The sequence below is a fragment of the Pseudoalteromonas sp. A41-2 genome, from assembly GCF_015767615.1.
Taxonomy (GTDB): domain Bacteria; phylum Pseudomonadota; class Gammaproteobacteria; order Enterobacterales; family Alteromonadaceae; genus Pseudoalteromonas; species Pseudoalteromonas lipolytica.
Genome location: NZ_CP065231.1, coordinates 3,243,182 through 3,256,836, shown reverse-complemented (window position 1 = coordinate 3,256,836; position 13,655 = coordinate 3,243,182). Strand labels below are relative to the sequence as shown.

Genomic DNA, 13,655 nt, shown 5'->3' with positions numbered 1-13,655 from the left:
ATCCCTTTACTATTTTAGCGCTATTTTGACGATTTGGCCTGCTTAAGTCCAGCTTCTAGAAACATGACGAAAGCGCGTTGACCGACTTCATCAAGTTGATAGTCTTGTTTTATTTGCTCAGGAAACAGGGGAATTAACTCACCAATAGGCTTTTCGGGCTGTGCATTTGCAAGTGTCAAAATAGCAGATAAAAATGTTTTCGGCTGATTAAGTTCTGCAGGAGTTAGTTGTGCACCATGACCCGGTAAAATTGTTGTGATAGCACTATTTTGTTGAATTTCAGTTAACGCTGCGAGCCAATTATCTATTTGCCCATGCCCTGGGTAAGGTAACCAATCGGTTATATCTCCACCAAGTAATACCCGGCCATGATCGGCTGTTAATACTAAGTCGCCATGCGTGTGTGCTTGATACGGCATAACAGTAATCGGGTAATCACCAAGGTCGAGATGCGTTTCTTTAGCAATACGGATTGCGGGGGGGTTGAGTGTTAATTCGCGCCAACGAAACAGGCGTTTTTTAGCAAGTGATAGTTTTTCTCGCCAAACGGCTTGTTGTTCTTGTGGTTGGCTTGCTAAACGTTGATAACTTAGTTCTATGCTTTTTTCATAGCCATCAAGTTTATCGTTTAAGGCTTTTTGATAGTGGGTGAATTCATTCGCTAGTTGCTGATGAACAATCAATTTTGCATCAGGGAACGTGGCTTGTAACACTGCAAGACCCAGCAAGTGGTCATCATGATAATGACTCGCAACCAAGTAGCATAAAGGTGTTTTTAAGCGCTTTTTCAAACGCTGTGCGAGTTGCTCAACCGCGGCAAAATCACCGCTGGCATCAAACATAAGTGCACACGTTTTACCTTCAATAAGGACCTGGTTTGAATCGTAAAAGCGCAGCGATGCCTGTTGTTGTAAAAATTGAATCTCAGGGCTGATAGTCTGCCATGTAACCTTGGCTTTAGATGAGAAACTTGCTGTTAGTAGCGCTAAAAAAGCCCACATTGATAAAGCATATATGCGCATTCTAATTTGCTCGGTTATTATTCAGGTTGAGCATTGTAAACAAAAAAAGCGCAAGATGCGCTTTTTATATAACCAATACCACTCACGGCGTGTTAAGTCGAGTGAGTTTGGTCTAAGTACTGGCTAAGTTTATCGATTAAAGAGTCATGCTGTTGCTCTTGTTTTGCTTGTTGCGATTGTGCTTCGAGCAATTCATGGCTTAAGTGCAGCGCAGCCATTAATAACGCTTTTTGTTCATTACGAACAGAAGAGCGTTGTTTCATTTGGTCCACTAAGTCATTCAAATGTTGTGCAGCAGCAACTAGGGCGTTCTCTTGTCCCGGTGGGCAAGAGAACTCATGTTCTTTACCTAGTAACTCTACGGTGACCCGCTGACTTTGTGGGCTGCTCATTAGCTAGCCTGATGTACGCTTTGTAATTTCTCAAGCAGGCCAGTTAATGTGCTGCTTGCTTCTTTTTGTTTTTCTTCGCTATCGAGTACTTCAAGTTGAAGCGTTTCGTTCTCGTCTATTAATTTGGCAGTTTGATCTTTTAAGCTTTTCACTTCGCTTTCAAGTTCGCTGTTTCGGTGGATTAATTTGTCGATCAGTTGTTCGAGTTGGGAAAGGGTTTCGTTATTCATAAATGCGCTCATAAAACTGTGATTATTGTCATGCAAATGTAAAGGAAAGTGTGTTGATATGCCAGCATTTACGCCTGTTTTAGCGTATTTTTATTTAAAATTAAGGTGTAATTCAGCGTAGCTGCATTTTTATTCATTTATGGTTCACTCTGCGCTTAGATTTTAGGATTATTCACTATTTATCATGTACAATATCTTCATCTATTTTTCATGCAGCACTGCATTTAGCGATTTATAAATATGCTTAGTTACCGACACTCTTTTCATGCAGGCAATCCTGCTGATGTGCTTAAACATCTGGTTTTAGCTGAAGTTCTTAAATACCAAACAATTAAAGATAAGCCTCTCGATTATATTGATACCCATTCGGGGGCGGGCTTTTTTGAACTAGCGGGCAGTGATGCACAAAAAACACAAGAGTATTTAGATGGCATAGCAAAGCTTTGGCAGCACCAGAGTGAGCATGCACCGTTAAATGAGTATATAGAGCTGATTAAATCGTTTAACCAGAATGGCGAATTAGATTTCTATCCTGGCTCGCCAAAAATTGCTGAACACTTTTTGCGTCGCCAAGATAATGGCTGGTTTTTTGAGTTACATCCTCGCGACTTAGCATTACTTAAGCAGAATATGATAGGTAAACGCTCTATCCGTGTGCGTGGCGAAAATGGTTTTCAAGGGTTAGTTGGTCTGCTGCCACCGCCATCGCGTCGTGCATGTGTGCTGATTGACCCTCCATACGAAATTAAAGATGACTATGATACGGTGGTAAAAACCCTCGTTAAAGCGCACAAACGCTTTGCAACGGGTACGTACATGATTTGGTATCCGGTCGTTGATCGTGAGCGCATAGATAAAATGGAAGCAGGTTTAATCGCATCTGGCATGCGTAATATTCAATTATTTGAATTAGCCACCGAAGCAGATACTGAGGTACATGGTATGACGGCCTCAGGCATGATAGTGATCAACCCACCATGGAAACTAAAACAGACGATGGACGCGGTTTTACCTGAGCTTGTTTCTGTATTAAGTGACAGTAGTGGCTTTTATCGCAGTGAGCAATTAGTTGAAGAGTAATGCTGCAACAATGTGCCTATTTAATAAAGGGTATAAATAAAAAACGCCCCGCAATTGCGGGGCGTTTTCGTGTTAACTGTCATTAATTCATATAGGTTGCTGCAAATGTAGCAAGGGGTTCGCTGCTGCCATCTAATAGCGTAAGCTGCTCACCATTAATTGAAAATTGCGCTGTCGCAGTGAGTAGAGCTGACATTGCAGCTTCAATATCCATTTGCTCGATACACATCTTCTTAGTGCTGGCTAATGGGTTGAAGGTGAGTGATTGATTATTCACGTCATAGCTGCCTGAAAAGCTATTACAGCCAAGGAAACCATGCGTTGAGCCATCTTCTTTAAATTGAATGAAAGGCTCTTTTGTTTTTACTTTAACGGGTTCACCGTTAATCGTGACAGCTTTCCAATATGTATTAGTTAACGTTACATCGGGCTTTTTCGCCGACACTTTAGATACCGTCACTTTATACACATCATTCTGAGCACCTTCAGCAAACGGGTTGTTGTGAGTGGTGCTAATGTATAACAGCTTGCCTTGGTTTTCGATTCGAGCGCCGACGCTATAACGATGGCGATCAGCAATTTTACTTTCATCATACTCAAGTGCGACGTTATAAGGAGGCGCCCCTTTTAACGCAACTTCTTGTTCGCTGATCACGTCTGCTTTTGCATCCATTTTTGATACATCGGCTAACTGCACTTTCAATACAGAGCCCGGTGGCAGCATGCTACGGTCTAAATAAGTAATTTGCGTATTGAGCGTTTTCATTGTTGATTGCTCTGCTTGAGGCGCGGCAGAATCTTCGCCACAACCGGTAAGAACTAAGCTGCTTCCTAAGATCATTACGCTGCAAAGTGAAGCGCGTTTTAAAGATGAAAAGGTATCCGAAGCCATGATATTTTCCTTGCGTTTTTAGTGTTATACACTGAGATTATTGTATTAGCATAAAGTTCGCTGACTTAATCATAGCTTAATTGAGTCAAAGTGGGCGCAAGGCCCATTTTTAATAAGAAATTATTTTTTCACGTATTTTGTTAGAATAACGATACGTTGCCCATCGACACGTCCTTCAATGTGTTCAGGGTTACTGGTTAAACCAATATTTCTTACGGCGGTGCCGCGCTTAGCAACGAGGCTGCTCCCTTTTACATCGAGATCTTTGATTAGCGTTACTGTATCGCCCGCTTGCAGCACAACGCCATTACTGTCGATATGTTTAATGTCATCATCTTCAGCAAGGGCTGTTTGCGCCCACTTTAGCGTGTCTTCTTCAAGGTAAATCATGTCTAGAGCATCTTGTGCCCAGCCATTATCTGCCGCTAAACGTTTTAACATACGATACGCTACCACTTGAACAGCAGGCGTTTGACTCCACATGCTGTCATTTAGGCAATGCCAGTGAGTTGCAGTTAATTCCGCGTTATTTTCGATTTGGTCTTTGCAAGTCTGACAGACATAGATACATTTATCAGAGTGAGCTTCCGTGACAGGAGGGACTTCGTATACAGATAAATTCTCTGTTGCGGCGCACAGTTCACATTGGTTATTACTGCGTTCGATAAGGGCTTGTTCAATGCTCATAGGAGGCTCTTTTAAGTTAACAAGAAAAACAGCGCGCAGTATAGCAAATGTAGCCCTAAAGCGGAATATCCCTAATTATTGTGGGGGTATGTTTTTTGTGTATTTATTGATGATGGTATCAATCGTGCCATTATTTTTAAGTTGTTCAATAGCTGCATTTATATTCTTGAGGAGCGATTGGTGTTCTGCTCGGATACGAATTTTCAAATTACCTTGTGAATGAAGGGCGCCAAGCTGCGTATTGATATTGAACCAGTTTGACCAGTATATCGCAGAGAGCTTATCAATAATTGCCACCTCTATTCTGTTGAGTTGTAATGCTTTAACCAGTTCTTTTTCGGAGTGAAAATCAACGCGCGTGAAGCGCTCATCATCATAATAGTAATAGCCAAGTACCGTGCCAACAGGGTGCTTTTTTATTGCCTCTAAATCTTGCCATTTGTTGATATTTTTACTCAAGCTAACAAGGTATTCTTCGACGGTAAATAAATTATCTGAATAGCGGAACATGTCATTTTCTCGCTCTTTTTCACTGAGCCATTCAGGACTGATTACATCAAAATCGATGTGACCTAAATGAAGATACTTAACCGTACGTTTGGCTGGCAATTCAATGTGTTGTGCATCAATGTTGGACAGACTTAGCACATGTTGGATGATTTCTGGCAGGATACCGGGCGAGTTTTCGTCATCAATATAGTATGGGTAATAGCTTCCAGAGGCCGTAATATTATACTTTAACGCAGGGGGCGATGCCGCATGCGCAGAGCTAAAAATAGCACCGTATAAAATTATGAAAAATAACGAAAAAATTAAGTGCAATGGACTATGTTTAAAGTTATTCATAAATTTAGTTTGGTCGGGTTTTTCTTTTTTAGCAAGGAAAACATCTTTCACTATACTTATAACAATTGTAATGTGGCTTTAGTTACATTTAGTGAGAAGTAATATGTCAGAGTTAAATATGGAAGGTAAAAAAAGTCAAAACGTGACTCAGTATATAGCCAGGCAGCCAATATTTAATGCTGATAGAAGTGTGTATGCGTATGAATTGTTATACAGAGAATCGAGCGATAATGTTTTTCCGATAGGAACCAGTGATGGCCAAGCCACCGGACGACTCTTTTTTAATGCATTGATGTTAATGGGACTTGAAAAGCTTACAGGGTTTCAACCTGCGTTTATTAATTTATCGACCGATGCCATTCTTGATGATTTTCCGCGACTGCTCCAACCAAGCAGTGCAGTACTCGAAATAGTTGAGCGAACGACAAGTATCCCAAAAGTTGTAACACGTGTTAAACAGCTCAAAAAAGAGGGCTATTTTTTTGCCCTTGATGATTATGATGGCACTGAAAAATGGCAAGACATACTTCCTTTGATGGACTTCATCAAGTTAGAGGTTGAGCATCCTATTATTAAAACCAATATGATGATCAAAAAGCTAAAACGCAGTTACCCAGATGCAATCATAATTGTTGAACGCATCGAAAATTATGATGACTTTAAACAGTTAAAAGACGCGGGTTGTGATTTATTTCAAGGCTTCTTTTTTGCAAAGCCAGAAGTGCTTAGCTTTGGTAATGTTGAACCGTCGAAAATGGCAGTACTTGATTTACTAAGCTGTACAGCAAGGCCCGATATTGACTTTGATGCGGTGCAGCAACGCGTTGGTCGAGACCTTGGTTTAACAGCGCGTATTTTAAGATTGGTAAATGCACGCTCACCTAATTCACAACAAACGATAAAATCAATCTCACAAGCGGTTATTTATTTAGGTGAAGATGCGATTCGTCAGTTTGTCCGTGTTTTAGCATTAAGTGAATTGGGGAATGATAAACCACAAGAATTAACCAAGCTTGCGCTTACACGTGCAAAGTTTATTGCGCTGATGCTTGAACCCGGTGGTAAAGAGCTATCAGAGCAAGGTTATTTAGTCGGATTGCTGTCTGTGCTTGATGCCATTCTCGATATGGAATTAGATAGAGTTACAAAAGAGTTTTCACTCGGCGCAGAACTTTCCAGTGCATTGTTAAGCTTTAATGGTATGCAAGGTATTAGCCTGCGACTTGTAAAAGCAATCGAAGAAGAACAATGGCAAGACGTGCGGTCATTTTTAACCATGATTCGGCCAGCTTCACACATGGACGTTGTATTTAAAGCAATGTACAGCGCACGTGCTTACGCAGATGAAGTATTGACGACCTTGTCATCAATTGCAGACTAATGATATTGAGTTGGTTATTATGTTCGCACTGTTAGTGGATAAGGTTTTTATACCATGCGTTCAATATTTCCAATTGTGACGATTATTTTTGCCCTCGCTTTACTTGTCCCAGGGGTTACTCAGCCCGTTCTCACGTTAGAAGGTAAAATAGATAAATCTAAGTTAGCTAAAACAGGCATTGAAATGTTAGCAGATGAAGGTGACAGAAATACGCGCAGCGTATTGATGATGGCCTCCAGTATGTTAGGTCTTGATAAGCTTGAAGGCGAAATAGACGCGTACAAAAAAACGCGCAGTATTTGGGGCACTGTGAACGAGCTTGCTAACAATAAAAACTACTTAGTAGCGGTACTCGTTGCGGTGTTTTCGATTGTTATCCCGACAATAAAATTATTGATGCAGTTACTGTATTGTTTTCTTCCCGTGAATAAATTTAAGCAGTTACTCGGTCAACTTATTCAGCAACTCAGCAAATGGAGTATGGTTGATGTGTTTGTCATTGCATTAATCGTTGCTTATTTAGCAGGCAATGCCGATGGTCAAATGGGGGAGTTGATAAAAATGCACGCAGAGCTGGGGGTGGGTTTTTGGTATTTTACTGGCTACTGTTTATTTGCAATAGCCGCTAGTAGCAGTATAAAAATAGAGAAACCCTTGTAGTTGGCGTAATTTTCAGGCTACAATTTACACGATTAATATTTAAGGTATGTTGATGACGCGACTTTCAAGCTATATGTTAATAGCCATGATGCTGCTCACATTTGTGAGTCAGTCAGTTGCGTCTGTGTCAATGGTCTGCGACATGCCGCATGCTTCAATGGCTATGAATCATCATGCCGATATGGACAATGATAACGACATGTCTGACATGGACTGTTGTCATGAAGATACCATGGACAGTGACGATTGTGCGTGTCCATTTAATGCGTGTACTGCGCATTCACTCCTTCCTCTTAATAGCACAGTGATGAATGCTAACAAACAATCTGAAAAAGTACGTTTGTTTAATGTTAGCCAACGCAGCTACCCTATAAGTTCTTTATATCGCCCACCTATTACTGCTTAAGCAGGATAGGTCTGTCAAAAATTCAGCTAAGCGCTGCTTTACAACCCATTCTGCCCCTAACTCTATTGTTTTTTAACTTTCTAGAATTTTAGTGGAGCATGTGATGACTCACAGCAAATTTTTAAAGGCATTTTGCCTTGGTGTATTAGTAACGACTTCCAGTATGGTTCAGTCTAATCCATTGACACTGAATGGCGTGGTTGAATACGCACTGACGCATGAGCCTTGGCTACAAGCAAACAAATATCAGCAAGAGGCAATTGAAGCGCAAAGTATTGCCGCAGGCACCTTGCCAGATCCTGTTCTGACGGTAGGGCTAATGAATTTACCGACGGATGGTTTTGCCTTTGATCAAGAAGGCATGACGCAATTCAAAGTGGGTTTATCACAACAGTTTAGCCGCGGTGATAGCTTGGCATTACAGCAACAAGCGTTAAGGCAATCGGCCGAGCAATATCCATGGCAACGTGCTGACCGACAAGCGCAAGTCAAGGCTATTGTTACTGAAGCATGGTTAAATGCCTACCGAGCTCAGCAAAGTATCCAATTAATTAACCAAGATAAAGCGTTATTCAACCAATTGATTGATATCACAGAAGCAAGCTATGCAAATTCTTTAGGGACTACGCGCCAGCAAGATATCATTCGTGCTCAGTTAGAGCTTACACGCTTAGAAGATAAATTGGTGATGCTGGAGCAGCAATTCGATAGTGCGAAAAAGCGCTTAGCACAGTGGTTGCCAATTGACATGCTAAGTGGTCCTGTCAGCAGTGATAATGGTGATGTGGCGGCTTTAATGCCATACCAAAATATGCAACCAACAGGCGTGACCGAAGTGCTTATGGGGCATCCTGCTGTTGTGGCTATTGAGCATGCCTTACGTGCAAAAAGCACACAAATCGAAGTGGCAAAAGAAGCCTATAAGCCACAGTTTGGTATGAATGTTGGCTATGGTTATCGTGATGATACGCCGATGGGAAGTTCGCGCGCCGATTTATTCTCGATAGGGGTCAGTGTTGATTTACCATTATTTACAGATAACCGCCAAGATCAGCAAGTTAATGCGGCTATTGCAAGTGCTGAAGCAGTTAAAACCACAAAGCTGATCACGTTACAAAAACTGCAAGGTCAATACTTTAAAGAGCTTAGCCAGTTAAGTCGCCTAGCCCAACGTCGAGCGCTTTATGTCGAGCAGCTTTTACCACAAATGGCAGAGCAAGCCGAAGCCACATTAAATGCATATACCAATGATGATGGGGACTTTTCAGAAGTCATGCGTGCTCGTATCAGTGAGCTAAATGCAAAAATAGATGCCCTAAATATCGATATCGACACACAAATTACGCTGGCACGTTTAAATTATTACGCAGCAGCAAAAGACAGCCAAATTAATGCAGCACACAGCCAAGGAGCACATCATGAATAATACCGTTAAATTAGGAGTGGCCTTGGCAGTGGGTGCCGCTTTGGCAACCGTAGTAAATCAGCTTTCTACTGCTGATCATTCCGCTATGCCAAGTGCAGAAAAGAAACCTCTGTATTGGGTTGCTCCCATGGATAGCAACTACCGACGTGATGAGCCAGGATTGTCGCCAATGGGCATGGAGTTAGTCCCAGTGTATGAAGAAAACAGCGCCGAAGACAGCCCCGGAACAGTTAGAATATCACCTGCCGTTGTCAACAATTTAGGTGTTAGAACCGCACCGGTACGTTTTAAGTCACTGCAAACTACCGTTGATACCGTGGGCTACGTGCAATACGACCAAGATCAATTAGTGCATATTCATCCACGTGTTGAAGGCTGGATTGAAACGCTGTTCGTGAAAGCTGCGGGTGATCAAGTAAAGCAAGGTGAACCACTCTATACCTTGTATTCTCCACAGTTGGTGAATGCACAAGAAGAGTTACTACTTGCCCTAAAGCGCAATAATAGTGTGCTTATTCGTGCTGCCAAAGCGCGTTTGGCCTCATTAAATGTATCGAGTGATTTTATTGAGCGCTTAGAGCAAAGTCAGAAGGTCAGACAAAACATCACCTTTTATGCCAAGCAAAGTGGTGTACTGGATGAGCTAAACATTCGAGAAGGCTTTTATGTGAAGCCCGGCACAACCATGATGAGTATTGCTCACCTTGAAGAAGTATGGGTTGAAGCTGAAGTGTTCGAGCGCCAAGCAGGGCTTATCAGTAAAGGTTTGCCTGTAACAATGACCTTAGATTATTTACCGGGCCGTCAATGGCACGGCAAGGTTGATTATATTTATCCTACCCTCGATGAGAAAAACCGTACATTACGTGTGCGCCTCAGGTTTGTGAATGATGAGGGCTTATTAAAACCGAATATGTTTGCTGAGGTCAGTATTACGGCTAAGCCAACAGAGCCACAGATAGTGATAGCGAAAGAGGCGGTGATCCGCACAGGTAGCCAAGACCGAGTGGTGGTTGATTTAGGTGAAGGGCGCTTTAAGTCAGTCGCTGTGACCGTTGGGCGCAGTGATAATCACGACATTGAAATTTTATCAGGCTTACTAAAAGACGATAACGTGGTGACATCAGCGCAATTCTTGATTGACTCAGAATCAAGCAAAAGCTCTGACTTTATGCGTATGCAAGAGCCTGATAGCGAGAGTGCCATGGTCAATGGGGTGATCAACAGTATTGATCGCAAAGCCAGAACCGCGGTGATCAGCCGTGAAGCAATTCCAAAATGGGGCCGTGAGGCAGCAACCGTGGAGTTTCATTTTTCGCCGCGTATCGATTTATCACACCTACAGCCTAATGACGAAGTACATTTCACGTTTAAGCTGGTAGAGGGTGAATTTATGATTTTTGACATCATGACCTTAAGCCATCCAATGCAAGGAGAGATGAAATGATTGCAGCAGTCATTCGCTGGTCAGTCGGTAATCGTTTCTTTGTATTACTGCTGTCCGTCATGCTGGCAGGTTTTGGCATTTTTTCTTTGAAGAATACGCCAGTTGATGCGCTACCTGATTTATCTGACATACAGGTCATCGTTAAAACATCCTACCCTGGGCAAGCGCCACAAGTAGTGCAAGACCAAGTAACGTTTCCAATTACCACCGCTATGCTCTCGGTACCAGGGGCACAAACGGTCAGGGGCTTTTCATTTTTTGGCGATTCGTATGTTTACGTCATATTTAATGAAGACACCGATTTATACTGGGCACGCAGTCGGGTGCAAGAGTACTTAAGTCAAGTGAGTGCTCGCTTACCTGAGTCGGCTCGGCCAGAGCTTGGTCCCGATGCAACAGGGGTCGGTTGGATTTACCTTTATGCATTAGTTGATAAAACAGGAAAGCACGATATTAGTCAGCTACGTAGCTTACAAGATTGGTTTTTAAAGTTTGAATTGCAAACTGTACCAGGGGTGTCAGAAGTTGCATCGGTCGGTGGCATGGTTAAGCAATACCAAGTCAATGTAGACCCCGATAAACTGCGTGCTTATGGTATTCCTCTGAGCCTGATTCAAACGGCAATTAAGCAAGGTAACCAAGAGCGAGGTGCCTCTGTTGTTGAAATGGCCGAGGCGGAATACATGGTATCAAGCACTGGTTATATTAAAAGTGTGGCTGATTTAGAGGCTATCCCGTTGGGGACTAATGCCAACGGCACACCGCTGCAGCTTCGCGATGTTGCCGATATAAAATTAGGGCCGCAAATGCGTCGCGGTATTGCTGAGCTTAATGGTGAAGGCGAAGTAGCTGGGGGCGTTGTTGTGATGCGCTTTGGTGAAAATGCACAAGCCACAATTAAACAGGTTAAAGAAAAGTTAGACTCTTTGAAAAAAGGCTTACCCGAGGGCGTTGAAATTGTGCCTGTCTATGACCGCTCTAACTTAATCACCAAAGCGCTGGATAATTTGACCTCAAAACTGATTGAAGAATTGATCGTTGTAGCCTTGGTGTGTGTGGTGTTCTTGTTTCACATTCGGTCATCAATTGTGGCAATTATTACTTTACCAATGGGCATATTAACCGCATTTGTGGTTATGTATTGGCAAGGTATTAATGCCAATATCATGTCACTTGGGGGAATTGCGATTGCGATTGGCGCGATGACGGATGGCGCGATTGTTATGATCGAAAACATGCACAAGCACATGGAAAAAAAACCACTAACCGACGAAAACCGTTGGCAAGTGGTGATGGACTCGGCTTCAGAAGTGGGCCCTGCGTTATTCTTTAGTTTATTAATTATTACTGTCAGCTTTATGCCGGTGTTTATTCTTGAAGCACAAGAAGGGCGTATGTTCTCTCCGCTTGCTTACACCAAGACCTATGCCATGGCAGCCTCCGCTGGCTTAGCAATAACCTTAGTGCCGGTGTTAATGGGTTACTTTATTCGCGGAAAAGTTATTTCTGAGCAAAAGAACCCAGTCAACCGTTTACTTGTGGCAAGTTATAAGCCGTTATTAAATGCGGTTCTTAAAGCGCCAAAAACCACGCTAGTGATGGCTATCATTTTGGCTGTAGTCGGTTTTTATCCGGTTAATAAGATTGGCAGTGAGTTTATCCCTCCGCTTGATGAGGGGGATTTAATGTATATGCCCACAACCTATCCGGGTATTTCAATCGGTAAGGCCCGAGAACTCTTACAGCAGACCGATAAACTTATAGCCAGTGTGCCAGAAGTCGAGAGTGTCTTTGGTAAAGTAGGGCGGGCTGAAACAGCCACTGATCCCGCGCCACTCACCATGATTGAAACCTTTATTCAGCTTAAGCCTAAATCACAATGGCGTGAGGGAATCACAACCGAAAAGCTTAAAAAAGAGCTTGATAGCTTAGTGAAGTTCCCCGGCTTAACGAATGCGTGGGTTATGCCGATTAAAACGCGTATCGATATGCTTGCCACCGGTATTAAAACGCCAGTGGGTATTAAAGTAGCGGGCCCTAAGCTGAGTGAAATACAGAAAATTGGTGAGCAAATTGAAGTGATATTAAAAGACTTACCGGGTACTGCGTCTGTGTATTCAGAGCGAGTAGCGGGTGGGCGCTATATTAAAGTGGATATCAATCGCGACAAGGCTGCGCGTTATGGTCTTAACATTGCCGATGTACAACAGGTTGTGGCGACTGCAATTGGTGGTATGAATGTAACCGAAACGGTTGAAGGACAAGAGCGATACCCAGTTAATTTACGTTATCCACAAGATTACCGTGATTCGCCAGAAGAGCTCAAGCTGCTGCCTATTGTCACTGCAAGTGGGCAGCGAATTGCACTGGCTGATGTGGCTGATGTCTTTATCGAAGACGGTCCTCCGGGGATAAAGAGCGAAAATGCGCGAATCAATGGCTGGAGTTTAATTGATATTGAAGGCAGTGATATCGGCAGCTATGTTGAGCGTGCCCAAAAGGCACTGCATGAGCAGCTAGAGTTGCCTGCTGGTTACTCAATTACGTGGGCAGGTCAATACGAGTACATGGAGCGCGCTAAAGCTAAATTGAGTTATGTGCTACCGCTAACGCTCGCTATCATTGTGGTGCTGTTATACCTTAACTTTAGAAGCTTTATTGAAGTGGCGATGATCATGCTAACACTTCCTCTGGCGATGATTGGCGGTATTTGGCTGATGTATATTGAAGGTTTCAACTTCTCTGTTGCTGTCGGGGTTGGTTTTATTGCGCTTGCAGGGGTTGCCGTAGAAATAGGGGTGATCATGCTGGTGTATCTTAACCAAGCTTATCTCGAGGCTAAACAGCAAGCAGAGCACTTTGGTGTCGTTGAACTTCGCCAAGCAATCATCAATGGTGCAGGATTAAGGGTTAGACCTGTGATGATGACCGTAGCCACTATTATAATTGGTTTGTTACCGGTGCTTTACGGTACTGGCACCGGCAGTGAGGTAATGAGCCGAATTGCTGCGCCTATGGTCGGTGGGATGTTCAGTGCCGTGGTACTGACCTTACTGGTGCTACCTGCTTTGTATTTTATCTGGCGTAAACGAGACCTATAAATTTTACAGCCAGTGTGTAACTTGTACGCTCTTTTTGCGTACAGGTTACACATACCACAGTTTATTTATTGATTTAAAAGAGTTT

General features: G+C 42.8%; 13 protein-coding genes. 7 read left to right on the top strand and 6 right to left on the bottom strand.

Annotation, left to right across the window (positions count from 1 at the left end; translation table 11 throughout):
- Positions 1–20 precede the first annotated feature (20 nt).
- The 3 genes from IT970_RS14640 to zapB all read right to left on the bottom strand — a co-directional run bounded on the left by IT970_RS14640 (position 21) and on the right by zapB (position 1,644).
- Positions 21–1,022, bottom strand: a complete 1,002-nt coding sequence (locus IT970_RS14640) for an MBL fold metallo-hydrolase (protein WP_143474511.1) — start codon at positions 1,020–1,022, stop codon at positions 21–23.
- Between the two features lie 92 nt (positions 1,023–1,114).
- Positions 1,115–1,414, bottom strand: a complete 300-nt coding sequence (locus tag IT970_RS14635; RefSeq protein WP_065979385.1) for a cell division protein ZapA — start codon at positions 1,412–1,414, stop codon at positions 1,115–1,117.
- Complete coding sequence (gene zapB, locus IT970_RS14630; protein ID WP_036973328.1) at positions 1,414–1,644, bottom strand: cell division protein ZapB; 231 nt, start codon at positions 1,642–1,644, stop codon at positions 1,414–1,416. The genes IT970_RS14635 and zapB overlap by 1 nt, the downstream gene beginning before the upstream one ends.
- Positions 1,645–1,884: 240 nt before the next feature.
- Between zapB and IT970_RS14625 the strand changes: the two genes are divergently transcribed.
- The gene (locus IT970_RS14625) at positions 1,885–2,724 is read left to right on the top strand and encodes a 23S rRNA (adenine(2030)-N(6))-methyltransferase RlmJ (protein WP_065979384.1); all 840 of its coding nucleotides are present in this window, start codon (positions 1,885–1,887) and stop codon (positions 2,722–2,724) included.
- An 82-nt stretch (positions 2,725–2,806) separates the two neighbouring features.
- Here the strand turns inward: IT970_RS14625 and IT970_RS14620 are convergent, their stop codons facing one another.
- The 3 genes from IT970_RS14620 to IT970_RS14610 form a co-directional block, all read right to left on the bottom strand.
- A complete protein-coding gene (locus IT970_RS14620; protein WP_074989216.1) occupies positions 2,807–3,616 on the bottom strand; it encodes an META domain-containing protein in 810 nt (269 codons plus the stop codon).
- 120 nt (positions 3,617–3,736) lie between these two features.
- Positions 3,737–4,303: a PhnA domain-containing protein gene (locus IT970_RS14615; protein ID WP_036973325.1), complete on the bottom strand. Its 567-nt coding sequence runs from the start codon at positions 4,301–4,303 to the stop codon at positions 3,737–3,739.
- A gap of 75 nt (positions 4,304–4,378) precedes the next feature.
- Positions 4,379–5,149, bottom strand: coding sequence for a substrate-binding periplasmic protein (locus IT970_RS14610; RefSeq protein WP_065979580.1), 771 nt, complete (start codon positions 5,147–5,149; stop codon positions 4,379–4,381).
- Between the two features lie 103 nt (positions 5,150–5,252).
- Between IT970_RS14610 and IT970_RS14605 the strand changes: the two genes are divergently transcribed.
- The 6 genes from IT970_RS14605 to IT970_RS14580 all read left to right on the top strand — a co-directional run bounded on the left by IT970_RS14605 (position 5,253) and on the right by IT970_RS14580 (position 13,570).
- Positions 5,253–6,530 carry an EAL and HDOD domain-containing protein gene (locus IT970_RS14605; protein ID WP_065979574.1) on the top strand — a complete coding sequence of 426 codons (1,278 nt, stop codon included), beginning with the start codon at positions 5,253–5,255 and terminating at the stop codon, positions 6,528–6,530.
- 54 nt (positions 6,531–6,584) lie between these two features.
- The gene (locus IT970_RS14600; RefSeq protein ID WP_074989218.1) at positions 6,585–7,190 is read left to right on the top strand and encodes a paraquat-inducible protein A; all 606 of its coding nucleotides are present in this window, start codon (positions 6,585–6,587) and stop codon (positions 7,188–7,190) included.
- A gap of 52 nt (positions 7,191–7,242) precedes the next feature.
- Entirely contained in the window at positions 7,243–7,596 is a 354-nt protein-coding gene (locus tag IT970_RS14595) for a hypothetical protein (RefSeq protein WP_196857458.1), read from the top strand.
- 163 nt (positions 7,597–7,759) lie between these two features.
- On the top strand, positions 7,760–9,022 hold the full coding sequence (locus tag IT970_RS14590; RefSeq protein ID WP_405127518.1) for a TolC family protein: 1,263 nt from the start codon (positions 7,760–7,762) through the stop codon (positions 9,020–9,022).
- Positions 9,015–10,469: an efflux RND transporter periplasmic adaptor subunit gene (locus tag IT970_RS14585; protein WP_196857457.1), complete on the top strand. Its 1,455-nt coding sequence runs from the start codon at positions 9,015–9,017 to the stop codon at positions 10,467–10,469. The genes IT970_RS14590 and IT970_RS14585 overlap by 8 nt, the downstream gene beginning before the upstream one ends.
- A complete protein-coding gene (locus IT970_RS14580; protein WP_196857456.1) occupies positions 10,466–13,570 on the top strand; it encodes an efflux RND transporter permease subunit in 3,105 nt (1,034 codons plus the stop codon). The genes IT970_RS14585 and IT970_RS14580 overlap by 4 nt, the downstream gene beginning before the upstream one ends.
- The last annotated feature ends 85 nt before the right edge of the window (positions 13,571–13,655 follow it).

Coding starts and splice junctions, on each gene's coding strand:
- IT970_RS14610 (WP_065979580.1), bottom strand. CDS start 5,149: ATGAATAACTTTAAACATAGTCCATTGCACTTAATTTTTTCGTTATTT.
- IT970_RS14580 (WP_196857456.1), top strand. CDS start 10,466: ATGATTGCAGCAGTCATTCGCTGGTCAGTCGGTAATCGTTTCTTTGTA.
- IT970_RS14600 (WP_074989218.1), top strand. CDS start 6,585: ATGCGTTCAATATTTCCAATTGTGACGATTATTTTTGCCCTCGCTTTA.
- IT970_RS14625 (WP_065979384.1), top strand. CDS start 1,885: ATGCTTAGTTACCGACACTCTTTTCATGCAGGCAATCCTGCTGATGTG.
- IT970_RS14585 (WP_196857457.1), top strand. CDS start 9,015: ATGAATAATACCGTTAAATTAGGAGTGGCCTTGGCAGTGGGTGCCGCT.
- IT970_RS14615 (WP_036973325.1), bottom strand. CDS start 4,303: ATGAGCATTGAACAAGCCCTTATCGAACGCAGTAATAACCAATGTGAA.
- zapB (WP_036973328.1), bottom strand. CDS start 1,644: ATGAATAACGAAACCCTTTCCCAACTCGAACAACTGATCGACAAATTA.
- IT970_RS14595 (WP_196857458.1), top strand. CDS start 7,243: ATGACGCGACTTTCAAGCTATATGTTAATAGCCATGATGCTGCTCACA.
- IT970_RS14640 (WP_143474511.1), bottom strand. CDS start 1,022: ATGCGCATATATGCTTTATCAATGTGGGCTTTTTTAGCGCTACTAACA.
- IT970_RS14635 (WP_065979385.1), bottom strand. CDS start 1,414: ATGAGCAGCCCACAAAGTCAGCGGGTCACCGTAGAGTTACTAGGTAAA.
- IT970_RS14620 (WP_074989216.1), bottom strand. CDS start 3,616: ATGGCTTCGGATACCTTTTCATCTTTAAAACGCGCTTCACTTTGCAGC.
- IT970_RS14590 (WP_405127518.1), top strand. CDS start 7,760: ATGGTTCAGTCTAATCCATTGACACTGAATGGCGTGGTTGAATACGCA.
- IT970_RS14605 (WP_065979574.1), top strand. CDS start 5,253: ATGTCAGAGTTAAATATGGAAGGTAAAAAAAGTCAAAACGTGACTCAG.